Origin of the sequence: Parerythrobacter aurantius (assembly GCF_045291475.1) — a bacterium.
Lineage (GTDB): Bacteria > Pseudomonadota > Alphaproteobacteria > Sphingomonadales > Sphingomonadaceae > Parerythrobacter > Parerythrobacter aurantius.
Window position 1 is genome coordinate 299,039 of the sequence record NZ_CP147985.1, and the last position, 23,557, is coordinate 322,595.

General features: G+C 66.2%; 21 protein-coding genes and 1 tRNA gene. 10 read left to right on the forward strand and 12 right to left on the reverse strand.

From position 1 onward, the window contains the following. Nucleotides 1-119 precede the first annotated feature (119 nt). Together WAB17_RS01555 and queF are read right to left on the reverse strand one after the other, a co-directional pair. Nucleotides 120-2,636, reverse strand: coding sequence for a TonB-dependent receptor (locus WAB17_RS01555; RefSeq protein ID WP_435418289.1), 2,517 nt, complete (start codon nucleotides 2,634-2,636; stop codon nucleotides 120-122). 193 nt (nucleotides 2,637-2,829) lie between these two features. Further along, nucleotides 2,830-3,303 carry a preQ(1) synthase gene (gene queF, locus WAB17_RS01560; RefSeq protein ID WP_435418290.1) on the reverse strand — a complete coding sequence of 158 codons (474 nt, stop codon included), beginning with the start codon at nucleotides 3,301-3,303 and terminating at the stop codon, nucleotides 2,830-2,832. 115 nt (nucleotides 3,304-3,418) lie between these two features. Between queF and WAB17_RS01565 the strand changes: the two genes are divergently transcribed. From WAB17_RS01565 to WAB17_RS01610, 10 genes are all read left to right on the forward strand, one after another. Next, nucleotides 3,419-4,576: a hypothetical protein gene (locus WAB17_RS01565; RefSeq protein WP_435418291.1), complete on the forward strand. Its 1,158-nt coding sequence runs from the start codon at nucleotides 3,419-3,421 to the stop codon at nucleotides 4,574-4,576. 33 nt (nucleotides 4,577-4,609) lie between these two features. Next, nucleotides 4,610-5,467 (forward strand): sulfurtransferase, encoded by an 858-nt coding sequence (locus tag WAB17_RS01570; protein ID WP_435418292.1) that lies wholly within the window; start codon nucleotides 4,610-4,612, stop codon nucleotides 5,465-5,467. Further along, complete coding sequence (gene metC, locus WAB17_RS01575; RefSeq protein WP_435418293.1) at nucleotides 5,419-6,672, forward strand: cystathionine beta-lyase; 1,254 nt, start codon at nucleotides 5,419-5,421, stop codon at nucleotides 6,670-6,672. Before WAB17_RS01570 ends, metC begins: the two co-directional genes overlap by 49 nt. Before the next feature lie 92 nt (nucleotides 6,673-6,764). Continuing rightward, nucleotides 6,765-7,727: a mechanosensitive ion channel family protein gene (locus tag WAB17_RS01580; RefSeq protein WP_435418294.1), complete on the forward strand. Its 963-nt coding sequence runs from the start codon at nucleotides 6,765-6,767 to the stop codon at nucleotides 7,725-7,727. 133 nt (nucleotides 7,728-7,860) lie between these two features. Then, nucleotides 7,861-8,646: a uroporphyrinogen-III C-methyltransferase gene (cobA, locus tag WAB17_RS01585; protein WP_435418295.1), complete on the forward strand. Its 786-nt coding sequence runs from the start codon at nucleotides 7,861-7,863 to the stop codon at nucleotides 8,644-8,646. After that, a complete protein-coding gene (locus WAB17_RS01590) occupies nucleotides 8,643-8,939 on the forward strand; it encodes a DUF2849 domain-containing protein (RefSeq protein WP_435418296.1) in 297 nt (98 codons plus the stop codon). Before cobA ends, WAB17_RS01590 begins: the two co-directional genes overlap by 4 nt. Nucleotide 8,940: 1 nt before the next feature. Then, nucleotides 8,941-10,575, forward strand: a complete 1,635-nt coding sequence (locus WAB17_RS01595; RefSeq protein WP_435418297.1) for a nitrite/sulfite reductase — start codon at nucleotides 8,941-8,943, stop codon at nucleotides 10,573-10,575. Then, nucleotides 10,568-11,020, forward strand: a complete 453-nt coding sequence (locus WAB17_RS01600; RefSeq protein WP_435418298.1) for a DUF934 domain-containing protein — start codon at nucleotides 10,568-10,570, stop codon at nucleotides 11,018-11,020. The genes WAB17_RS01595 and WAB17_RS01600 overlap by 8 nt, the downstream gene beginning before the upstream one ends. Beyond that, on the forward strand, nucleotides 11,013-11,771 hold the full coding sequence (locus tag WAB17_RS01605; protein WP_435418299.1) for a phosphoadenylyl-sulfate reductase: 759 nt from the start codon (nucleotides 11,013-11,015) through the stop codon (nucleotides 11,769-11,771). Before WAB17_RS01600 ends, WAB17_RS01605 begins: the two co-directional genes overlap by 8 nt. Nucleotides 11,772-11,885: 114 nt before the next feature. Further along, the gene (locus tag WAB17_RS01610) at nucleotides 11,886-12,620 is read left to right on the forward strand and encodes a hypothetical protein (protein WP_435418300.1); all 735 of its coding nucleotides are present in this window, start codon (nucleotides 11,886-11,888) and stop codon (nucleotides 12,618-12,620) included. Between the two features lie 95 nt (nucleotides 12,621-12,715). On the opposite strand, the gene WAB17_RS01615 is transcribed toward WAB17_RS01610, so the two are convergent. The 10 genes from WAB17_RS01615 to ftsZ form a co-directional block, all read right to left on the reverse strand. Next, entirely contained in the window at nucleotides 12,716-13,624 is a 909-nt protein-coding gene (locus WAB17_RS01615; protein ID WP_435418301.1) for an NAD-dependent epimerase/dehydratase family protein, read from the reverse strand. Continuing rightward, on the reverse strand, nucleotides 13,621-14,763 hold the full coding sequence (gene proB / locus WAB17_RS01620; protein WP_435418302.1) for a glutamate 5-kinase: 1,143 nt from the start codon (nucleotides 14,761-14,763) through the stop codon (nucleotides 13,621-13,623). The genes WAB17_RS01615 and proB overlap by 4 nt, the downstream gene beginning before the upstream one ends. After that, entirely contained in the window at nucleotides 14,748-15,806 is a 1,059-nt protein-coding gene (gene obgE, locus WAB17_RS01625) for a GTPase ObgE (RefSeq protein ID WP_435418303.1), read from the reverse strand. The genes proB and obgE overlap by 16 nt, the downstream gene beginning before the upstream one ends. Nucleotides 15,807-15,983: 177 nt before the next feature. Then, nucleotides 15,984-16,059: transfer RNA gene (locus WAB17_RS01630), tRNA-Ala, on the reverse strand. Between the two features lie 95 nt (nucleotides 16,060-16,154). Further along, nucleotides 16,155-17,036 carry a hypothetical protein gene (locus WAB17_RS01635; RefSeq protein ID WP_435418304.1) on the reverse strand — a complete coding sequence of 294 codons (882 nt, stop codon included), beginning with the start codon at nucleotides 17,034-17,036 and terminating at the stop codon, nucleotides 16,155-16,157. Nucleotides 17,037-17,260: 224 nt separating this feature from the next. Further along, entirely contained in the window at nucleotides 17,261-18,004 is a 744-nt protein-coding gene (locus WAB17_RS01640; RefSeq protein WP_435418305.1) for a Bax inhibitor-1/YccA family protein, read from the reverse strand. A 122-nt stretch (nucleotides 18,005-18,126) separates the two neighbouring features. Further along, on the reverse strand, nucleotides 18,127-18,933 hold the full coding sequence (locus WAB17_RS01645) for a pyrroline-5-carboxylate reductase family protein (RefSeq protein WP_435418306.1): 807 nt from the start codon (nucleotides 18,931-18,933) through the stop codon (nucleotides 18,127-18,129). A gap of 33 nt (nucleotides 18,934-18,966) precedes the next feature. Beyond that, nucleotides 18,967-19,473 carry a YbjN domain-containing protein gene (locus WAB17_RS01650; protein ID WP_435418307.1) on the reverse strand — a complete coding sequence of 169 codons (507 nt, stop codon included), beginning with the start codon at nucleotides 19,471-19,473 and terminating at the stop codon, nucleotides 18,967-18,969. Between the two features lie 154 nt (nucleotides 19,474-19,627). Continuing rightward, the gene (locus WAB17_RS01655) at nucleotides 19,628-21,604 is read right to left on the reverse strand and encodes an SPOR domain-containing protein (protein WP_435418308.1); all 1,977 of its coding nucleotides are present in this window, start codon (nucleotides 21,602-21,604) and stop codon (nucleotides 19,628-19,630) included. A gap of 125 nt (nucleotides 21,605-21,729) precedes the next feature. Continuing rightward, the gene (gene ftsZ, locus WAB17_RS01660; RefSeq protein ID WP_435418309.1) at nucleotides 21,730-23,457 is read right to left on the reverse strand and encodes a cell division protein FtsZ; all 1,728 of its coding nucleotides are present in this window, start codon (nucleotides 23,455-23,457) and stop codon (nucleotides 21,730-21,732) included. Nucleotides 23,458-23,557: the final 100 nt, after the last annotated feature.

A 23,557-nucleotide genomic window follows, 5' to 3' on the forward strand; every position in this document is an offset into this window, starting at 1 on the left:
CGACCAAAAAAAGGGACCGGTAGCCTCAACCACCGGTCCCCGTCTGGCGGGTGGGCCCCGCCTGGAGGATGTGCGCCGCGACCCCCATCGCGCCGCACAATCCCGTCAACCCTTCATCCTCAGAACGACAGGCGGACCGAGGCGCTGATGTTGCGGCCCGGTACCGGGGTACCGCTGACGATCGCGGGGGTCACACCCCCGTTGACGAGCGTCGCGCCGTTTCCGCGCAGGTCGTAGGTGTTGAAGATGTTGTAGACGTTGAGACCGAACTGCAGGTTCTCCATCGGATTGATCCGCAGCGAGGCGTTGAAGGTGGTCTTGCCCTCGAATTCGCGCAGGGCATCGTCGACAACGCTGCTCTGCCCGGTCGCGGAAAGACCGAAGGTCGCAAGGTCGCCGAAGTCGTACGAGGCCGAGAGCGAATAGCTGAGGTCGGGAATGAACGGCGCCTTGGTGTAACTCGGAGCCCCCGAGAGCTTGCGCTGGGCATCGGAATAGGTGGCATTGGCCACGAACAGCAGGCCACCGTTGCGATAGGTGCCGAAGAATTCGAACCCTTGCGACTTGTAGTTGCTGTCGATGATACAGCCGCCGGCACCGCCGGGGCAACGCGTGGCCGAGAGCTCGAAGGTGCTCTGGCTGAAATCGCCCTTGAGCAAGGTGAGTTCCGCCGTCCAGTCGCCGCCGCCGAGGCCGCCGCGCGCCTTCACGCCCAGTTCGTACTGGTTGACGAAATCGACCGAAGGCGTGACGCCGTCCGCGCTGCAACCATTGGTTCCAGCCAGCGCCTCCTGGCCGGTGCACAGCGATCCGTCGCTGGCGATCTTGCCGCCCAGCGTTTGCCGGTCAGAGTTGAACCGGCCGCCGCGCGAGGCCCGGGCGAAGACCGAGACATCGCTCGACGCCTTGAACAGGCCGCCGACCGACCAGCTGGTATAGCTGCGGCTGTAGTCGAGCTGTTCGCGGGTGCCATTGGCGGTGATCGCCTCGATCTGCAGGGTGGGCCTGCTCGGATCCGGCGTCACCAGGAAGGTGTTGCCGCCAGCAATGGCATAGCCGCTGGCGCTGACCCGTTCGAAGCGGACCGAGGCGTCGAAGTTGAACAGGTCGTGGTCGAGCACGAGTTGCGCATAGGGCGCTGTGTTGGTGTAACCAAGATCGTAGTCGCGGGCACAGCAGCTGCCCCAGTTGTTGTTGTAGCCCGAAATGCCCTGGTAGGTCAGCTGGTTGCCGGCGGCATCGAACAGGTCGAGCTGCGAGGGGTTGTCCCCCGACAGCTCGCGCGTCGACTTGTTGACGTGCCAGTCCATCGCGATGGTCTGGTCCATGTAGAAGAACCCGCCGCGCGCGGTCACGACCATGGAGCCGAGATCGAACTCGCCCGCCAGGACGAGATCGTTCACGAAAGCGCCGAGATCGCGCATGTTGGTCGTGACATTGACGTTGTTGTCCAGCAGCGCCCCGGTAAAGACCTGCCCGGCGTTCGGGCCGTCGGCATAGCGGATCTGCGCCACGGTACGGCCGTTGACGGTCGATCCGATCACGCTGGATGTGGGCGCGATATTGAGGAAGGGCGAGGAGAAGCTACCCGAAAGGTCGGAATACCGCGCCTTGTTGTCGATGGTGAAATTGTCGCCGAATTCCCAGTGCAGCTGAGCGCCGATGTATTTCTGGTCGGTCGAGATGCCGTCGATCCCGACACGCTCGAAGGCGCGGTCGCGGTTATAGATGAGCTGGTTCTGGTTGTAGATCGAATAGTTCGTCTGGCTGCGCCCGTCGAAGCCGGGGAAAGCCCGGATGTCGGAAATCTTGTTGCCCGAGAAATTGGCCAGCGCCGGGGCACCGGTATAGTTGATGCCCTGCGTATCGGCGACCTTGAAGAACAGCCGCAGGAACGAGGCGCCATCGCCGAATTCCTTGGTGAGATTGCCCTTCACCTGGATGCTGTCGTTGATCGTGTAATCCACGCCCAGCGGATCCTTGCCGCGCTGGAAGAAGCCGCCGACATGGAAATAGAGGTCGGACGCAATCGGCCCGCCATAGCGGAAGTCGAGCTTGGTATCGTTGAAGTCGACACCCTTGGTCAGCTGCACCAGCCCGCCTTCGGTTGCACCGGTGTGGCTGATATAGTTGATGACCGCACCCGGTGCCTGGCTCGCCAGCGTCGTGGCCGAACCGCCGCGGACCGCCTCGACCGTGGCAGTGGTCGTGTCGAACCGCGTCCAGTAGTCGTTGTTGCCGAACTGGATGTCCCCGAACAGCACCAGCGGCAAGCCGTCTTCCTGCAGCTGGACGAAGGGCGCACCGCCGGTCGCGACGGGCAGGCCGCGCACAGCGATGTTGGAGTTGCCGCCGGGACCCGAAGTGCCCGGCGTCTGGATACCCGGCAGCAGGCGGAAAATTTCCGCTTCCGACTGGGGCTGGAAGTTCTGGATGATCGAATCGTCGATCGCGGTGACCGAGATCGAGCTTTCGATCTGTGTCTGGTTGCCGCTCGATGCGGTGACAACGATCACGTCGAGCCCGGTGGCGTCCGTGGTGCCTTCCTCGGCATCCTGCGCCATGGCGGCGCCCGAAAACGGCAGCGCCACGACAAGGGCGAGCACGGACACACAGGTACGGTAACTGGTTTTCATCGGAATCCCTCTCCTGTTCCGCCGAATGGTCTGCGCATGCACAGCCATCCGAGTCGGAGCCGTTGTAACAATTCCGCAATCGATTGCAATGCCTTTGTGCAAACGATTGTAGGAGAGCTGTGAACCTCCTGAACTGGATGATTTTTCGGGCTGTGGGAGCAGGTTGAGTGGCGCCGCCGGCCGGCGACCGCGATCAGCCTCGACCGCGGTAGCCGGCCACGCCCTGTTCGGGCACCCAGAGCCCTTCTGGGGCGACGCCGGTCTGCCAGAAGACATCAATCGGAATGCCCCCGCGCGGGTACCAGTAGCCGCCGATGCGCAGCCAGCGGGGCTGCATTTCCGCCGCGAGGCGCTGGCCTATCCCGACCGTCACGTCTTCGTGAAAGCCGTTGTGGTTGCGGAAGGAGCCGAGGAACAGCTTGAGGCTCTTGGATTCGACGATGGTATCCTGCGGCGCATAATCGATCACCAGATGGGCGAAATCGGGCGCCCCGGTGACCGGGCAGAGCGAGGTGAATTCGGGCGCTGCGAAGCGTACCAGGTAGAGCGAACCGGGCCGCGGATTGGGAACGTAGTCGAGCACCGCCTCCTCGGGCGAGGACGGCAGGGGCGTCTGCTGGCCGAGGAACTGGGGCTGGGCGGCGGGGCCTTTGGGTGTGTCGCTCATGCCGCGCCTCTGCCGCTATCTTGCCCAAAGCACAAGCTGGCCGTTGGACCGCAGCAATTCACAGCCTATTCAGCGCCGCTTCCCTTGGGACAGGCCTTTCCTTCGACGAGTATCGATGCACACCCGTTTCCTTCTTCCGCTGCTGGCCTTGGGCCTCACGGCCTTCCCGGCCGCACCCGCGCTGGCGCAATCGGCCAGTGATTTCCAGCTGCCGCCGAATCCCGCGCCCTCCCCCACCCCGCGCGCGCAGGGGCCGGTGGACGACAGCGCGACCGTCCCGGTGGCCCCGCGCCCGATCATCCGGCCGACAGCGACCCCGACCGCAACGCCGAGCCCCGCGCCAACAAGTGCGGCCCCGACCGCTTCGCCATCGGCACAGCCCTCGCGTCCGGCGGCGGGAGCGACGCAGCCCGCATCGTCTCCGCGCCAGCCGCCTGGCACCCCCGCCCGTGCGACTGATCCTGCCCGTACTCCCTCCGGCCTGCCTTCGCCCGGCGCCTCCGCCGGGGTGACCGGGCTTCCGCAGGATGGCGCTGGAGGAACGGCCCCCGGCTTCTCCCTGCCGCCCGTGTCGCCGGAGGCATCGCCCCCGGCGCCGGTCGCCCAGGCCGATGAAGCAGATGCAGCAGCTGACGAAAGCCTGCCGTGGTGGTGGTGGATAGCAGCGCTGGCGGTGGCACTCGCAGCGCTGGCGGCCGGCTTGGTTGCCCTCCGCCGCAAGGCAAGTGTGCGCGCGCCCGCACCCATCGTCCGGCCTGTGGTCGCAAGCGAGCCGGCGGTGGCGGACGACGACCTGCTGCGCTACCTCAAGGTCGAGGTCGAGGCGGTGCGCCTAAGCCGCAGCCTCATGGCCGCAACGCTCAGCTACCGCCTGACGCTGAGCAACCGGGCACCGACGGCGATGCGCAATATCGTGCTGGACGGCGACCTGACCAGTGCCCACGGCCAGGCCCCTATCGCAGACCAGCTGGCCGATGCGGGGACTTCCCTGCCCGCGCTTCACTCAGTCGAACACCTCGGCGCAGGCCAGCGCAAGGTGGTGACCGGCGACCTGCGGCTGGAGCTGCGCAGTGTGCGGCCCATCCGGCAGGGAAATGTGCCGATCTACGTGCCGCTGGTCCGGCTGAAGGCGCAAGCCGCCGACGCGCCGGCACGGGCCTTTACCTTCGTCGTAGGCAAGACTGCGGGAACGGCCGGGGCGCGGTTGCAACCCTTCAGGCTCGACACGCCGCCGCAGACCTTCACTGAAATCGACGCCCGCCCGCTCGGCTAGACGTAGGCTTGCGGGGCCGCTAGGCCGGTGCCCATGGACATGCTGGTAACGACCGACTGGCTGGCGCAGGAACTGGGCGCGAGCGACCTCGTGCTGCTCGATGCCTCGCTCCATCTGCCGGGCGCCGGGCGCAATGCGCGCGACGAATTCGAAGTCGCACATCTGCCGGGGGCGCGTTTCCTCGATCTTGCCGGCCTGCACGATCCCGCCTCCAACATGCCCGGCAAGATTCCCGATGCGCCGCGGCTGCAGGACCGGCTCGGTGCCCTGGGGGTGCGGAACGCGAGCCGCATCGTCCTCTATGACGATTCCGCCCTGCGCAGTGCCTGCCGCGCGTGGTTCCTGCTGAAGGCTTTCGGGTACGAGGCTGTTGCGGTGCTCGACGGCGGACTCATCAAATGGCGGGCCGAGGAACGCCCGCTCGAAACCGATGTGCCGGCCGAAGGCAGCGACGACCTGTTCGGCGAGATTACCCTCGTGCCCGACATGGCGATGCTGCGCGACAAGGCGCAGATGCTCGCCAATTGCAGCAATGATGGCGAGCAGGTGCTCGACGCGCGCGATGCAGGTCGCTTCACCGGCACCACGCCCGACCTCGTACATGACCTGCCCGGCGGACACATTCCCGGCGCACGAAACCTCCCCTTTTCCGACCTGCTGCGCAGCGACGGCACTTTCCGGCCGAAGAGCGAACTGCGCGCCTTGTTCAATGGGGCGGGCCTCGACATGGCGAGGCCGCTGGTCACGACCTGCGGCAGCGGCGTCACCGCGTCCGTGCTCGTCTTCGCGTTGCACCTGATCGGCAAGACCGATGTTGCGCTCTACGATGGCAGCTGGTCGGAATGGGGCGCGGACCCCGCCACACCCAAGGAAACGGGAGAAGCGCGCTGAGCAGCGACAAGCCAGCAGGCACCGGGACGCGCCTCGTCGGCGCGGGACGGCGCGAGGAATGGACCGGCCCGGTGGTCAATCCCCCGGTGTGGCGTGCCAGCACGCATCTCTATGCCAGCGAAGCCGAGCGCAAGGCAGCGCAGGGCAACAATGCCGACGGGCAGTTCTATTACGGCCGCCGCGGCGCACCGACACAATGGGCGCTTTGCGAAGCGCTGACCGAGATCGAGCCTGGCGCCTTCGGCACCGTCATCTATCCCAGCGGCACGGCAGCGATCGTGCAGGCGCTGATGGCCGTACTGCGACCCGGCGATGTCCTGCTGGTGACCGACAATGCCTACGAACCGACCCGCAATATCGCCAGCGGCATCCTCAAGCGTTTCGGGGTCGAGCCGCGCTATTTCGATCCGATGGATGTGGACGGGTTTGCCGGCAAGTTCTGCGAACGCACCAGGGCGGTGATGCTGGAAAGTCCAGGCAGCCTGACGATGGAGGTGCAGGACGTGCCTGCCCTTGCCGCCATCGCGCGCGAAAAGGGGGCGGTGACGCTGCTCGATAATACCTGGGCCTCGCCGCTGGGTTTCCCGGCGCTGGAGCGCGGCTGCGATATCTCGGTCATGTCGCTGACCAAGCATGTCTCCGGGCATTCGGACATCATGATGGGCTCGGCCAGCGCGCGCGACGAGCGGCTTTACAAGCGTCTCCGCCAGACGGCGCAACAGATGGGTAACGTCGTCTCGCCCGACGATGCGGCGCTCATACTGCGCGGGCTCAGGACGATGCAGGTGCGGCTGGACCGCGAGACCGAAAGCGCGCTTGTCATTGCCGACTGGATCGCCACCCGGCCCGAAGTTGCGCATGTGCTCTGCCCGATGCGCGCCGGATCGCCCGGGCACGAACTTTGGCAGCGTGACTTTACCGGTGGCTGCGGCCTGCTGTCCTTCGTCTTCAAGGGTGCAACCGACGCGCACCGCGCCGCCTTTGTGGATGCGCTCGAGCTGTTCGGCATCGGCTACAGCTGGGGCGGTTTCGAAAGCCTCGTCGTCCCCTTCGACCCGGCCGACATCCGCAGCGCTACGCCCTGGCCGCCGACATCGTGGAACAGCACGGACCGACTGGGCGTTAGACTGTCGATAGGTCTGGAGGACTCGTCGGACCTCATGGCTGATCTCGCGCGCGCCTTTGCCGCCATGGAGCTAGTTTGAGAACCGCTGCCGCCCCGCCCCCCGCTGCAACGCCCGCTGCGGCCCCGTCCCCCGCCGCAGCGCCAAGCGCCGCCCCGGGGCCGCGTGAGGCTGTGTCGGCCGCCAATGATGCGAAGGACGCCGTCGCCGAAAAGAACGAGACCATTGGTGGCATGGTCAACTCGCTCGACAACATGGCTATCGAAATGGGCGACATGCGGTTGTCGCTTTGGGACGTTTTGTTCGCGTCTGCCATCGTCGTGCTGGTTATCGTCGGCGCGTGGTTCGCGACCAAGGCCATCAAGTCCGTCGTCGCGCGCGCCACCGCGCTGGACGAGACGCAGCGGCTGCTGACCGAAAAGATCATCACCATCATCGTCTGGGCGGCTGCCTTCTTCCTCGGCATCGATCTGCTAGGTATCGATCTGACCGCGCTGGCGGTATTTTCCGGCGCCTTCGGCCTCGCCATCGGCTTCGGCCTGCAGAAGACCTTCGGCAACCTCATCGCCGGGATCATCCTTCTGATGGACAAGTCGATCAAGCCGGGCGACGTCATCGCCATCGCCGACCAGTCGGGCGTTTCCACCTTCGGCCAGATCCGCAAGATCGGCATTCGCGCTGTCTCGATCACGACGCGCGACCAGAAGGAATACCTGATCCCCAACGAGAACCTGATGATCAACCAGGTCGAAAACTGGTCCTATTCCAGCAAAAATGTCCGCATCCAGGTGCCGGTGGGGATCGGCTACAATTGCGACATCGCCGCCGCAGAGGAACTGATGCTGCGCGCCGCATCGCAGGTCGTCCGCATCAAGCAGACCCCGCCTCCGGTCGTCTGGCTCGACAAGTTCGGCGAGAATTCCATCGATTTCGTCATCCATTGCTGGATTACCGACCCCGAGGAAGGCATCGGCAATGTCCGGTCCGAGGTGCTCAAGAACCTGTGGGCGCTGTTCAGGGAAGCCGCGATCGAAATCCCCTTCCCCCAGCGCGACATCAACCTGCGCGGCAATGCGCAGTTCGAGCAACTCGTGGCAGCGATTGCCCAGCGGGTCGAGAAGCCCGGCAAAGACTAGCTTCGTCGCCGGGAAGCGCCGGTTTTGAAACCATCGCTTCCCCGGCTGGTAGCGACCATTTCAAAATCCAAACTACCCCGCCTGCCAGTCATTCTGGTTGGCCGTTTGCAGCCGCAATCCCGAATAAGGCGGCATGACACAGGCTGGAACTATCTATCTCGTCGGCGCGGGTCCGGGTGACGCGGATCTGCTGACGCTGCGCGCGGCGCGCCTGCTCGCGGCTGCCGACCTCATCGTCCATGACGGGCTGGTCGATCGCTCGATCCTCGCCGTGGCAAGGCCCGGTGCGACCTTGATCTCTGTCGCCAAGAGCCGTTCGAACCACACCATGCCGCAGGACGCGATCAATGCCCTGCTGGTGCGAGAGGCGCTCGCGGGCCGCGACGTGGTGCGGTTGAAGGGCGGCGATCCCTTCATCTTCGGGCGCGGCGGCGAGGAAGCCGAGGCCGCCCATGCCGCAGGCGTTCCGGTCGAGGTGGTACCGGGCATCAGTGCCGCCAACGGTGCCGCCGCCGCCGCCCAGATCGCCCTCACCCACCGCGACGCCTCGAGCATCGTCAGCTTCGTCGCAGGGCAGTGCAAGGGTCTGAGCGAGCAGGACTGGTCGGGCCTTGCCGGCAAGGGGCGCACGCTGGTCATCTACATGGGTCTCAAGACCGCCCCGCAAATCGCGGAAAAGCTTATGGCCGATGGCGTTGCCCCCGAAGTGCCCGTCGCCGTGATCGAGAATGCCGCGCGCCCGCAGATGCGCGTGCTGCGCGGCGTGCTGGCCGCCCTGCCCGAGATCGTTTCGCGCGAAAGGGTCGCAACACCGGCCCTGATCGTGATCGGCGAAGTCGTCGCACGCCCCCAAGCCGGGGACGATCTTTCCACCCCTGACCGACAACTTGCGGCGCTGGCCTTGGAGGCGATGCGATGAGAATCCTGACCGGAAACGACCTCAAATCGGGCGCAGTAACATGGTGGGACGGCACCGGCTGGTCGCTCCATGTCGATCACGCCGTCGATGTCGCAGACCGCGCCGACGAGATCATCGCCCGCGAGGAATCCGCCCGCCGTGTCAACGCCGCCTATGCCATCGAGGCGGAGCGAACCGACAAGGGCGTGCGCCCGGCCCACATCAAGGACCGCGTCCGTGCGCTCGGCCCCACCGTCCGCCCCGACCTGACCCTCAAACCTGCCGACCCCGACGCCGGCAACTGGGTGATCTGACATGTACAAGTACGACCAATACGACCAGGCGATGGTCGACGCGCGGGTCGAGGAATTCCGCGACCAGACCCGTCGCCGCCTCGAAGGCAAGTTGCCGGAAGAAGCCTTCCGTCCGCTGCGGCTGATGAACGGGCTCTATCTGCAGCTCCACGCCTATATGCTGCGCGTCGCCATTCCCTATGGCACGCTCGACAGCCGGCAAATGCATGCGCTGGCCGATATCGCCGACAAGTACGACCGCGGTTACGGCCATTTCACCACCCGCCAGAACATCCAGTACAACTGGATCAAGCTGGAGGAAGCCCCTGATTTGCTGGCGGATCTCGCCAAGGCCGAGATGCATGCGATCCAGACCAGCGGCAATTGCATCCGCAATATCAGTTCGGACCACTTCGCCGGCGCGGCCGCCGACGAGCTGGTCGATCCGCGCCCCTATGCCGAGCTGCTGCGCCAGTGGTCGAGTTTCCACCCGGAATTCAGCTTCCTGCCGCGCAAGTTCAAGATTGCGGTCATCGCCAGCGACACCGACCGGGCGGCGATGCGGCTGCACGATATCGGCATCCAGATCGTCGCCAACGAAGCGGGCGAATTGGGCGCGGCCTTTTATGTCGGCGGCGGCATGGGCCGGACCCCGATGATCGCGCCCTGCATCAATCCCTTCGTCCCGCTCGACCAGCTCGTGACCTATGCCGAGGCGTGCCTCAGGGTCTACAATCGCCACGGTCGGCGCGACAACAAGTACAAGGCGCGGATCAAGATCCTCGTCCATGAAATGGGCGCGGTGGAATACACCCGCCAGGTCGAGGAAGAATTTGCCCACCTGCTCAGCCAGGGCATCGAACCCCCGCTGGCCGAGCTGGAACGGCTGCGACCCTTCTTCGCCGATCCGGCGTTCGAAACCGGGATCAGCGATACGCTGGACCGCTCCGACCCCGACTTCGCGCTGTGGGCCGACCGCAATGCCCATCCGCACAAGGCGCCGGGCTATGTCGCGGCGGTGATCAGCCTCAAGCCTGTGGGCGGCATCCCCGGCGATGCCAGCGCGGCGCAGATGCACCTGATGGCGGAGCTGGCGGCGAAATATTCCTTCGACGAGCTGCGGGTGATGCACACCCAGAACATCGTCCTGCCGCATGTGAAGATCGCCGATCTTCACGCGCTCTGGACCGAACTCGAGGCGGCGGGGCTCGGCAGTCCCAACCTCGACACCATCGAGGACATCATCGCCTGCCCGGGGCTCGACTATTGCAGCCTCGCCAATGCCCGCTCGATTCCCGTGGCGCAGAAGATCTCGCAGCGCTTCGCCGCCAGTGGCAAGACCGCCGCGCTGGGCGAATTGAAGCTCAAGATCTCCGGCTGCATCAATGCCTGCGGTCACCACCACGCGGGCCACATCGGTATCCTCGGCGTCGACAAGAAAGGCACCGAGAACTACCAGCTGCTGCTCGGCGGCAGCGAGGCGGCGGACACCTCGCTCGCCAAGATCACCGGCCCCGGCTTCGACGAGACCGGTATCGTCGATGCGGTCGAAACCGCAGCCGATGTCTATCTCGCCCACCGGCAGGAGGGCGAGCGTTTCCTCGACTGCTACCGCCGCATCGGCATGGATCCGTTCAAGGAGGCGCTTTATGGCTGAACACCTCGGCACTAGCCCCGACGACGTCCAGTTCCGCTTCCGCGATGACGAAGTGGCGGACCATGCGCAGGTCACGGTCGATGCGTTTCTCGAGCAATCCAACGCCGCCGCGGTGCGGATCGAGCCGGGCGACGATGCCCGCGCGCTGATCCCGCATCTCGGGCGGCTGCGGCTGGTCGAAGTCAACTTTCCCGCCTTCGGTGACGGGCGCGGCTATTCCTCGGCGCGGATCCTGCGCGAGGCCGGCTACACCGGCGAATTGCGCGCGGTGGGCGAAGTGCTGGTCGACCAGATCGGCTACATGCGCCGCTGCGGGTTCGACAGTTTCGCGCCCGACAGACCCATCGACGAAGACGACGCCAGGGCGGCGTTCGAACGCTGGCCGCATGTCTACCAGCGCGCCGCCGACGCGCGGCGCATGATTGCGGAATTGCGCCATGAATGAGATGCGCGCCATCGACCGGATCGACACCGGCCCGCGCTTCACCGAGCACGATGCCGTGCGCCTCAACCGCCTGTTCCGCGGGTCGAGCACGCAGGAGATGCTGGAATCGGTCATCCGCGACAGCCTCGCGGGCGAACTGGCAGTCGTCTCGAGCTTCGGCGCGGAGAGCGCGGTGTTGCTGCACCTAATCGCTGAGGTCGATCCCGGCATCCCGGTGCTGTTCCTCGAAACGGGCAAGCATTTCCCCGAAACGCTCGCCTACCGGGACGAGCTGGTCGAGGCGATCGGGCTGAAGAACCTCGTCAATCTCTACCCCTGCCTCGGCGAGCTGGAGACGCGCGACGAGACCGGGTTGCGCTGGTCCTATGACCCCGACGGCTGCTGCGAGATCCGCAAGGTCAAGCCGCTCGCCCGCGCGCTGGTGGGCTACGATGCGACTTTCACCGGCCGCAAGGCATTCCAGTCCAGCACCCGCGCCAACCTGCCCCGCTTTGAAGTCGATACGACGGACGAGCAGGGCCGGCTCAAGATCAACCCGCTGATCGACTGGAATGCCAGCCAGATCGAAGGCTACATGATCCAGCACGACCTGCCCCGCCATCCGCTGGTCGCGCAAGGCTATCCCTCGATCGGCTGCTCCCCCTGCACGCGGCCCGTTGCCATCGGCGAAGACCCCCGCGCCGGACGCTGGGCTGGCTGGGACAAGACCGAATGCGGCATCCACAAGCCGGGCGAGGAACCGTTTCTATAGCGCGTTTTATTTCGCGGATACGATCGCCAAGATTCGCGAGAATTCTTACGGAAAACGGCACTTCGGCTCCTGATCGCATTGCGGTCAGCTGTGGAATTTGGCTAGTCAAAGTCAATGGCCAAAGACGCAGCATATCTCAACGAGCACTACAGGTTCTGGCTGCATACTCGGCGCCCTAACTGCAGCACATATGATCGAGGTGACGATGTTCCGTTGAATGTAAGCTGCGCGAGACTTTCGCGAGAAAAGGAATCGCATCGCGGAATCAAGCTGCGAACCGCATTGCACGAGTTGCAGGCGCACGCGGTCAATCAGGACTTTTTGGAAGAAATTGGCTGCCTGAACCATTTGGAGTATCTGGAGCTGGAATATCCTGTCACTGCTTCCGACCTCTCCCCGCTTGCAGCGTTGGCCGAGCTGCGGATCCTCAAGATCAACTCGCCGCGCAACATTGCCGATTTTACGCCGATCCTCGCCCTGCCGAAACTTGAGCGCCTGTTTATCGAGAATGCCAAGCACCTTGCCGACCTTGACTGGCTTCGCCCGCTAGCTGGTCGGCTGAAGGTGCTCGGTATCGAAGGGAGTATGTACACCGCTCAGCGTATCCCAAGCCTCGCCCCGCTCGACCGCTTCGCGCTCGAAGCGCTGTTCCTCACCAACACAAAGCTTGACGACCAGAGCCTGTCTGCTCTGCGTGGTATGAACAGCCTTAGGTTTCTCGGTACCGCGCTTAACGCGCCGCGCAGCGAATTCGAGGCGCTGCATGCCGCGCAGCCTCAAGTGCAATGCGACTGGTTTAGGCCCGAGATGTGGGCGACCTTCAAAGACCCGCGCCCGCCAAAGGGATGAGCGAACCCGTCCCAATGCAAATGTGCGCGTTCCATTCTCATCTCGGAACTGAAGTGCCGATCAATGTTCCAAGTAATCCAGAACCGTGCTGCGGACTATAGCCAGCCATTCTCCCTGTACCATCGCGCGGTCGCCCTCAGCCCTTCGCGGGTCGCGATCATAGGCTGCCACAGCGATTCCGGTGGCTTGGCATCGGCACTTGAGACCCAGTCTGGGTGGCACATGTAGCCGACGCGGTCGGGCGTGAGCTTTGCGCCGTCGCCCCGGACCATGCCGTCCATCTTTGCCGCGAAATCCAGCATGCCGCGCGACAGGCGCGGGACCATCGGGCGTTTGCCCATCGCCCAACCGATGGCGCGGGCGAGTTCGCGGTGTTCCCAGCCGCCCGGCTTGCCGTCGTCGGGCTCGAAGGTGCGCCCGGTGGTGTCCTCACCCGAAGGCAGCACCGCCAGCAGGAGGCGCGCGAGATCGCCGACGTGGATCATCGAGGCATGGCCCTTGCCGGGCATCGGCACGATACCCCGCTTCGCCATCTTGAACAGGTCAAGCACCTCGCCATCGCGCGGGCCATAGACGGCGGGCGGGCGGACGATGGTCCAGTCGAGCGGGCTCGCCATAACCAGCTTCTCGGCCCGCGCCTTGGACGCACCATAAGCCGACAGATCGGGCTCGCGTGCGGCGAGAGAGGAAACGAAAACAAAGCGCGGCACCCGCGCCGCCAGCGCCGCCTCGATGACGTTGAGCGTGCCGGTGACATTGGCCGCTTCGAATTCGGAAACATCGCGCGCGCGGACCTGCCCGGCGATATGGATCACCGCCTCGGCACCTGCGGCGAGCCTGGCCAACGCATTCTTGTCGCCCAAGTCGCCCGGAACCCATTCAACCCCGCGCGCGTCGTCCGGAACCTTGCGCGCCAGCGAGCGCAGCGAGACGCCTTGCCTGGGCGCCAGATCGACCAGCGCCTGCCCGACGAAACCCGTGCCTCCGGTAATGGCGACGATCACAGCATCACCATGTGGTCGCGGTGGATCACCGCCGCACGCGGGGCATAGCCGAGCTGCGCCGCCTGGTCCTCGGCCCGCTTGCCGGCGATGGCCTGCACTTCGTGGACCGCATATTCGCTGAGGCCCTGCGCCAGCGCCTTGCCCTTGAGATCGCAGATCTTGACCAGATCACCGCGGCGGAACTGGCCCGAGACGCCGACGATCCCGGCGGCGAGCAGGCTCGCCCCCTTGCCCAGCGCCACCGCGCAGCCGGCATCGACCCGCAGAGTGCCCATCGGAGCCATGCGCCCGCCGAGCCAGCCCTTGCGCGCGCCTGCGCCGGCCTGCGGGCGGAACAGCGTGCCCACGGCCTCGCCCAAGGCCCGCTCTATCGGCCGCTCGACCGTGCCATTGGCGATAACCAGCGCAACCCCGGCGCGGGTGGCGATATCGGCGGCCTGGAGCTTCGACACCATCCCGCCCGAGCCGAGGCCCGACGAGGTATCGCCCGTCGCCATGGCGCGGATCGTGTCGTCCATTGCCGCGACGACGGGAACGCGCTGCGCCCCTTCCTCGCTCGGATGGCGATCGTAGAGGCCGTCGACATCGCTCAGCAGCAGGACCGCATCGGCCCCCGCCGCCTGCGCGACGCGCGCCGCCAGCCGGTCGTTATCGCCGAAGCGGATTTCCTCGGTCGCGACGCTGTCGTTCTCGTTGATGACCGGCACCGCGCCCGCCTCCAGCAGGCGCTCCAGCGTTGCCGACGCATTGAGATAGCGGCTGCGGTTCTCGAGGTCGTCGAGCGTCAGCAGCATCTGCGCGGCGACAAGGCCGTGCTGGGCCAGACCCTCCGACCACAGTCGCGCGAGCGCGATCTGCCCGACCGAGGCAGCCGCCTGCGCATCGGCGAGGCTCCGCCGACCGCGCTCGGGCAAGGCCAGCTTCGCCGCGCCCAGCGCGATCGCGCCCGAACTGACGATGACGATTTTCTGCCCGCCCTCATGCAGCGCGGCCAGTTCGCCCATCAGGCCGGACAGCCATTCCCGGCGCGGCTCGCCATCCGGCCCGACCAGCAAGGCCGAGCCGAGCTTGACCACCAGCAGGCGGCAAGCTTCCGGATCGCGCAGTTCGGGCAGTGCGGCAATCAAATGGGCGACCACTCGCCATCGCCCTCCTCGAGGTTTTCCTCGGGCGCAGCCTTGGTTTCGGTGGCGGTGCGATCGGGCAGGTAGCCGAGCACCGCATCGAGCAGGGTTTCGATACCCGCACCCGTCGCGCCGGACACCGCGAAAACTTCCTCCGCGCCCGCATCGAGCAACTGCCCGGCATAGGCGGCGACCAGTTCCTCGTCCGCCAGGTCGAGCTTGTTGAGCACCACCAACTGCGGCTTGTCGATCAGGTCCGCGCCGTAAGCTTCGAGCTCGCCATTGACCACCTCGAACGCCTCCAACGGGTCGGTGCCGGCAATGTCGACGAGGTGGATCAGGACCCGGCAGCGTTCGATATGCCCGAGGAAGCGGTCGCCTATTCCCGCGCCGTCCGCCGCGCCCTCGATCAGGCCGGGGATGTCCGCCAGCACAAATTCGCGGCCCTTGTGCCGCACCACGCCCAGCTTGGGCACCAGCGTGGTGAAGGCATAGTCGCCCACCTTGGCCTGGGCGTTGGAGACGGCGTTTATAAAGGTGCTCTTGCCCGCATTGGGCAGGCCCAGCAGGCCGACGTCGGCGAGCAGCTTCAGCCGCAGCCAGACCCACATTTCCTCGCCCGGAATGCCCGGCTGGTGCTGGCGCGGGGCGCGGTTGGTGCTGGTCTTGTAGCTGGCGTTGCCGCGGCCGCCCATGCCGCCTTCGAGCAATACGACCCGTTGGCCGGCTTCAGTGAAATCGGCGAGCACTTCCTCCTTGTCGTCCGACAGGATCTGCGTGCCGACCGGCACCTTGATAACGAGATCGTCCGCACCCTTGCCATAACGGTCCCGACCCATGCCATGCCCGCCGCGGGGCGCCTTGAAATGCTGCGTGTAGCGAAAGTCGATCAGCGTGTTAAGTCCGGAGACGGCTTCGAACACGATGTCGCCGCCCTTGCCGCCATTGCCGCCGTCGGGGCCGCCATACTGGATATATTTCTCGCGCCGGAACGAGACCGCTCCCGGGCCGCCAGCTCCCGCTTTGATGTAAATCTTGGCTTGATCGAGGAAGTGCATGGTGGCTCAACTAGGGATGAAAGAGGGATTGCGCCAGCCCGTTGGCCGGGCGCGGAGAACGGCGCGTAGCGCCGCAAGCCCGACCGGGCGCCCGCAGCGACCGAAAGGGAGCGAGGAAATCGCGCGCCGGAGGGCGTGCGGAAAACAGAAAACCAGTATCCTGCCGATGCAGGATACTGGTGGAGCCGAGCGGGATCGAACCGCTGACCTCGTCATTGCGAACGACGCGCTCTCCCAACTGAGCTACGGCCCCGTCCAGTATTCCTGACCGCCGAAGACAGCGGCAAGGAGCGGCGCTTTAGCGAAAAGCGCCGCCCGCGCAAAGCCCAAACCTCGGGGCGGGGTTACTCAGTCGTCCTTGCCGGGAACGGACTGCACCACCGGTTCCGACGTGAAGGTGACGCCGCCGACGGGGCGCGGCGTTGCCGGATCGGTCGTCGGGGCAGGTTCGGCCGGCATGGTCAGCACTTCGACTGTACCGACAGAGGGCGGGTAGGAGGCCCCGGTCGGCGTTTCGCGGAACAGGACCTGTTCGCCCGAGGTGGGCCCCAGCGATCCCGTCCGGACCCAGGCCGGCACCGGCGTGCCCGGTATGGCATCGGCGCCGTAGGTTGCGGTCCATGTGGCGAGGTTGCGTTCGTAGTTATCGTAGGAACGGAAGAAATCCTGGAACACCACCTCGATGCGCGGCAGCGCCCGGCTGGCGAAACTGTCGAGATCGGCGGGGACGACCAGCGTCGAATCCGCGCTGACCTGCAGCGCGGCATCGCAGAACTGGTCGAGCGCGGGCGGCAGGGCGAAATAGTTGTACACCTGCGTCATGTAGCCGTCGAACTGGCTCTGCCCCTGGCTGCGGCCGTGCTTCGCCCGGAATTCTTCGAGAATCTTGCTGCTGGTCGTCCGGAGCGGGCGTTCGAACTTCGTCAGGAACAGCTTGTAATTGTCGAGGATCGCGGCGTGGCGCGGGGTCAGGCAGTTGAGCGCGGCAACGTTGAGCGCCGAGCGCAGGTTCCATGTCGTCTGTGCCGTCGTGAGCCCGCTGTTTATGGTGAGCCGCTGCCCGTCCAGACCGACAGCAGGCAGTGCCATGGCGGCAGCCCCGCCCGGAGGCGCTGGCCGCGGGGGGATGAGCTGGACCGGCGCAGGCGGGGGCGGCGTGCTGACGACTTTCGGCGGCGGGGCAGCGCCACAGGCGGACACTGCCAGAGCGGCACCAGCAAGCGCGGTCATGCGCAGCCTACCGGAAACGGACAACCAAAGCGACCCGGCCATGCGGTTCAAACCCTCCTCCAAAACACGATCCATCCCACTCCGGACATGAGCCGAAGCTGAAGCGATACCGTTAATGCGACGGGCAGCATAAGAAAATGCCCGAGGTGCAATTTGCACCCCGGGCACGTTCAGTTGAGTCTTTCTTGCGACGGGCGGTTTGCACAGCCCGCCATCAGGCGCGACTATTCGCGCTGGCCAAGGAAGCTGAGCAGGAACTGGAACATGTTGATGAAGTCCAGGTACAGCGTCAGCGCACCCATGATCACGACCTTGCCCATCATGTCCGTCCCGCGCACATAGGCGTAGGTTTCCTTCAGACGCTGCGTATCATAGGCGGTGAGGCCCGCGAAAATCAGCACGCCGAGGAAGCTGATGGCATACATCAGCGCCGGGCTCTGCAGCCACAGGTTGAGCAGCATCGCGACCAGCAGACCGACCACACCCATGATGAGGAAGCTGCCGAGGCCGCTCAGGCTTTTCTTGGTGGTGTAACCGAACAGGCTGAGCCCCGCGAAGGCCGCTGCCGTGGCGAAAAAGGTCACGGCGATCGACCCGCCGGTGAAGCGCAGGAAGATCGTCGACATCGACAGGCCCATGAGCACCGCGAAGGTCCAGTACATCGCCTGGAGGGTCGCCTTGCCGAAGCGGTTCATGCCGAAGCTCATCGCGAAAACGATGGCCAGCGGCGAGAGAGCCACGATCCACATCAGCGGGCCGGAAGCGAAGTTCATCGCCATGCCCGAATTGTAAGTCAGCAGCGCCACGATCCCCGTCAGCAGCACGCCCGAGGTCATGTAGTTGTAAATCGACAGCATGTAAGAGCGCAGGCCTGCGTCGAAAGTCGTGCGCGACGCAACGTCGCCTCCTGCCCGCGGGACAGAGCCGAGGCCCGCCTGCGCCTGCCGAGGTTCGTTCCAGTCAGCCATTTCGATCCATACTCCAATAGCCGGCCGCACTATAGCGCCGGTCTAGGACGGAATATCGGGTCAACAGGCGTTGATTTCAAGCGAAACCGGACGCCGTTCGAAAGTTTGCAACGGCCCGCCGGTCAGCCCCGCCGGCGCGCTTCCCGGGCCATTTCCGCCCCCCGATCGCGCGCCGCGCGCAGCGTTTCGACCATGAGTTCGACGAGCGCATCGTCGCGGTCTAGAACGTCGAGGCCGCGCTGGGTCATTCCCCCCGGGCTGGCGACACGCCGGGCGAGTTCGGCCGGGCTCTCTGTCGACGCGGCGGCGAGCGCTGCAGCACCTTCCACCATCTGCACCGCCAGCCGCTGTGCCTGTTCCGTCGGCAGACCCAGGCGCGCGGCGGCAAGGCCCAGCGCGTCGATGAACCGGTAAACGAAGCCCGGGCCCGATCCGGCGAGGGCAGTCACCAGATCGAACAGGTCCTCCCCTTCGAGCCATTCGGCGCTGCCCAGCAACTCGGCCATGCCGGTGACGACTGTGCGCTGCTCCGCATCGATCCGGTCGGCGACCAGCGCATTGGGCGACTTGCCGAGCGCGCATGCCAGGTTCGGCATCAGCCGCACGATCGCGCCGGCTTGCGGAAAGCGCTGGCGCAGGCTCGCGAGCTCGACACCGGCCAGCACCGAGACCAGCAGCGTGCCGGCCCCGACTGCGCCGGCCAGCCCCGGAGCTACAGCATCGAGAACAGCGGGTTTCACGCCGAGCAGCACGGCCTCGACCGGCCGCTCGGGAAACTCGCTCACCAGGCCGACGCCCTCGGGCACCTGCTTGCCGTGCGGATGATAGACCGTGAAACGCGCAGCCGGCACTCCCGCGCCGAGCCAACCGGACACCATCGCGCCGGCCATGTTGCCGTAGCCGACGACGAGAGTTGCGGGAAAATTCATGCCCGCGCCCCGCAAGGACCCAGGCAAGGCCGCTCAGGCCTCTCCGGCAGCATCGACCAGTGCCGCATCGAGGGCCGCCTCCGGGGTCTTGTCGCCCCACAACACGAACTGGAACGCGGGATAGAACCGGTCGCAATCCTCGACCGCCGATTCGACCAGCGCCTGCGCCTGATTGAGGCTGAGCGTCCCGTCGTCGCCGAGCAATGCGGCGTGGCGATAAACGATGACGCCGCCATTGCTCCAGAGGTCGAAGTGGCCCAGCCACATCTGCTCGTTCACCAGCGCCAGCAGTTCCACCGCCGGTGCCCGCTTGTCCTTGGCCACGCGGATGTCCGGCAGGCAGATCAATTGCAGCACATTGTCGACCGCGCGCCAGATGCCGCGCAACTGGTATTTCGCCCAGCTGCCCTGGATCTCGCCCGACAATTCGTCATCCGACACCGATTCGACCGGCCAGCCGCGGGCTTCGAACAGCGCGGCAAGCATATCGAGCGGCGCCGATTCGTCCGGCTCGCGGTAGCGGTCGAGCGCGGAGTTCATTGCGCGAAGGCCCTTCGGTCGGAACGTGGCTTGGTCATGGGCCGACATGGCCTTACCCGCCGACCCTGCGCAACGCTGCGGTGAACCAAGCTTGGGGAGAACGCGAGCGGCTTGTTCATAGCATGTGCAAAACTGCCAACGCAGCACGCCGGATTCACCGCAATTGCTCGACTTCCTGCCCGTCGGGACTGGTGAAAGTGAACGCGTCGAAGCCCTTTTCCTGCAAATCTTTCAAAGCTTTGCGGGCATCTTCGCGGGTCTTGTAGGGCCCGGCAAGCAGCCTGCTGGTCTGGCCCCAAGCGGTCAGGTACGGACCCTTGCCGTCGAGCAGGCCGCCGGCCTGCTTGGCGAGGCGGCGCCAGTCGAACCTGAGCGCCGCCTTGTCCTGCCCGGTCGCGACCTGCACCCAGAAACGGCTCGGGTGGGAAGGCTTGGCGGGCTCGGGCTTTGCCGCAGGCCTTGCAGAAGGTGCCTTGGCCGCGCTGGCGGGCGCGACTGCGCTGGTCGCCACCGGCCGCTCCACTTCGCGCGGGGCCCTGATCGCGGTGATGTCCACGGCACCCGCTGCGGGAGTCGTTGCCGGACTTGCCGACGGCAAGGCAAGGTCGGCAAAAGCGTTGGCGACCGATGCGCCCGCCGCCGGAGTTGACGGAGCCGGCGCCGTCGACGGCGTGGCCGACGGGGCGACGGAGAGAGCGACCGATGGGGCGACAGGCTGCGCTACCGGCGCGCTTGCGGACGGCATTGTCGCTGCGAGATCGAAGCCGGGCGCGGCGGCCGCGCTATCTTCGATCCGTGCCACCACGACCGGTGCCGGACTTGCATCGGGGGCGGAAGCCGGCACCTCGGGCGCGGAAACAGGTGCCGTTGCCTGGAACGCAGGCGACGCAGGTGCCAGTTCGGGCACCCGCACACCGGCAAGTGGCGCCGAAGGCCCTGTCGTGGCAGGCACGGGAACCGCTTCGGCTGCTGCGTTGGCGAGCGTCGTTACGGGTGCCGATGGCTCTGGCGCACTGAGGGCTGGCTGATCGGTGCGCGGGCGCTCCACGATGCGGGGGCGTTCGGCTGTGCGCGCCAGCGGGTCGGATGCGGCTTCGCGGCGGGCGAGCCGGACGCTGCGTTCGGCTTCTTCGCGAGTCGCGGCGGGCCGTGCGGGAAGCTGGGCCGGTGAGAGGGCCGGCGACGGCGCGGACACCGCAGCCGTTGCGGGCGGAGCGGTCGCTACCGCCTGGGGCAAGCGGTCCGGGATAACCCCGAGCGCCTGTCCGGCCGGTGCAAGAGCTGCATCGGGTGCGCGAGCGGAGCTGGCCGGGGCAGCCGGGGTCGTGCCGGAATAGGCCGCGATGCGCGGGTCGTCACGGCCGATGCGCGCGGCGGTGGGATAGATGCCGAGATTGGCGGCGGCGGCCTGCTGCGCCTTGGTCAACTGCGGCATGAAGCGCAGGTATGGCTCCAGCTTGCCGGCCATGGCCCTGTCCATGACCGCTTCAGTGATAGCGACCGCATCGTCGGGCTTGCCCAGTATGGCAAGGCCGAAGGCGCGCGTGCGATAGGCCGCAAAGTCCCGCCGCGCGATCAGCGGCTGCAGCGTCTGCTCGAACCCGCGCGCGTCGCCGTCGATGGCGAGGCTGAGGGCCAGGCGGCGGATCGTCTCGTCGTCGGCCGGGGCTGCGGCCAGCGCCTGGCGATACCGGTTCTGCGCCTCGCGATTGTTGCCGACGAGATCCCAGGCGAGGCCGTAATCCCCGGCCAGCCGCACGATCTCGACGCCGGCGGCTTCCGCCTCCTGGAACAGCCGCAAGGCTTCGTCGGGTCGTTTCGTGCGGACGTAGGCGGCAGCCTTGCCAGCCTTCACCCGCGGGTCGCCCGGTGCGAGGTCCGCCGCGCGGCCGAAGAAGCCCACCGCCGCATCGATGTCGTCCAGTTCTAGCGAGGCCGTCCCGGCGGCGATCAGCGCATCGAGATTGCGCGGATCACGCGCCAGCCGGGCAAGGGCGGCACGCAGTTCGGCGGCGGCCGGTGACGGAAGCGGCTGGACCACTTCGCGGCCCGGGCCGAATTCCTGCGCCGCGGCAGGAGTGCCGAGCAGGGCGCCGATTGCGAGGGCCATCAGGGATGGGCGGGGCATCATTGGTCTTCCCGTCGTTACCACAGAATGCGGGGCCCGTCCGCCCCGCTGCACCAGTTTGGGGCAGAGCGCCTCGAAGGCCCCGCAAGCCTCTATCGCGGCCAGGCTGAACCCATCATGGCCGGCGGTTACTGGTTGTTCTGGCGTCCGAGGAAGCGCGGGATGTTGAGCGCACCGCCGTCGTCGTCATCGCCGTCTTCGTCGTCATCGCCCTTTTTCGAGCTGGCGCTGCCGCGCGAGAGATTGGCCATCCGTTCGAACAGCGTGCTGCCGCCCGAATCCCCGCCGCCGGCTGCACCGCCCCCGGCTACGAGCCCGCGGCGGCGACCGGGCTGCGCCGGTGTCTCGGGCTCGCCAACGAGGGCGTCGCGCTCGGCCAGTCGATCGGCATCCAGCAGGAGCTCGTCTCCGCCTCCGGAACCCGGCTCGCCGCCGGCATCGACCGGTTCCGCCGCTTCGCCCAGGTCGAGCGTGTCGTCCCAGTCGTCGTCGCCGTCGCCAGCCGGATCCGCACCGAGACCGTCGCTCTCGCCGCCGGCGCCGGGCGCGTAATAGCCTTCGTCGGCATCACTGCGCATTCCCGCCAGCGGATCGACGATGCCGTCGACGTCGTCGAAATCCTCGTCCTCGTCATACTCTTCGTCATCGTCGCCAGCGCCGTAGCCGGTCAGGCCGCCCATGGCCGGTGCGGGCGCCTCGACTTCCGGTTCGGGTTCGGCGAGATCGTAGGCCTCTTCCTCGACCGGTGCTTCATAGGTTTCGCTGCCGAGATCGAGCGGCTCTTCCGTTTCATAGGCATCCTCGGCCTCTGGCAGCTCCAGCACCGGACGCTTCGGCGCACGGGCGGCGCCAAGGCTTACCGCGGGCCGTGCCCCTGCGGACATGCCTTCGGACTGTTCGATACCGGTGGCGACCACCGAAACGCGTATCTTGCCGTTGAGATCGGGATTGAAGGCCGAACCCCAGATGATGTTCGCGTCCTCGTCCACCAGTTCGCGGATGTGATTTGCAGCCTCGTCGACTTCGAGCAGCTTCATGTCGTCGCCGCCGATGATAGAGATGATCACACCCTTGGCACCGGCCATGCTGACACCGTCGAGCAGCGGATTGGCAATGGCGCGCTCGGCGGCCTCGAGCGCGCGGTTCTCGCCCTCGCCCTCGCCGGTACCCATCATCGCCTTGCCCATTTCCTCCATCACCGACTTCACGTCGGCAAAGTCGAGGTTGATGAGGCCGGGCATGACCATCAGGTCGGTAATCGAGCGGACGCCCTGCTGCAGGACCTCGTCCGCCATCTGGAAGGCTTCCTTGAAGGTCGTTTCCGCCTTGGCCACCAGGAACAGGTTCTGGTTGGGAATGACGATCAGCGTGTCGACATGACGCTGGAGTTCCTCGATCCCCGATTCCGCCGCGCGCATCCGGCGCGTTCCTTCGAACAGGAAGGGCTTCGTCACCACGCCCACCGTCAGCACGCCCTTGCGGCGGGCAGCCTCGGCAATGACCGGCGCCGCACCGGTGCCCGTGCCGCCGCCCATGCCGGCGGCGATGAAGAGCATGTTGACGCCTTCGAGCATGTCCTCGAGCTCGGCCACGGTTTCCTCGGCCGCCGCCTTGCCCACTTCGGGCCGCGCGCCTGCACCGAGGCCACCGGTAATATCCGGCCCGAGCTGGATGCGGGTTTCCGCCGAGGAGGAGTTGAGCGCCTGCGCATCGGTGTTGGCGACGATAAACTCGACCCCTTCGATCTGCGCCTCGATCATGTTGGCGATCGCATTGCCGCCGGCACCGCCGACACCGATAACGGTGATCCGGGGCCGCAGCTCGTCAGTCGTAGCGGGGCCGATATTGATGCTCATGACGGTTCTCTCCAAAAGCCCGCAGGCCGCAATTAGTCACGACGAGTGTGACACAAAGCAATTCGCGCTTGAATCACACCGTTAAGCCTTATCCACAGTG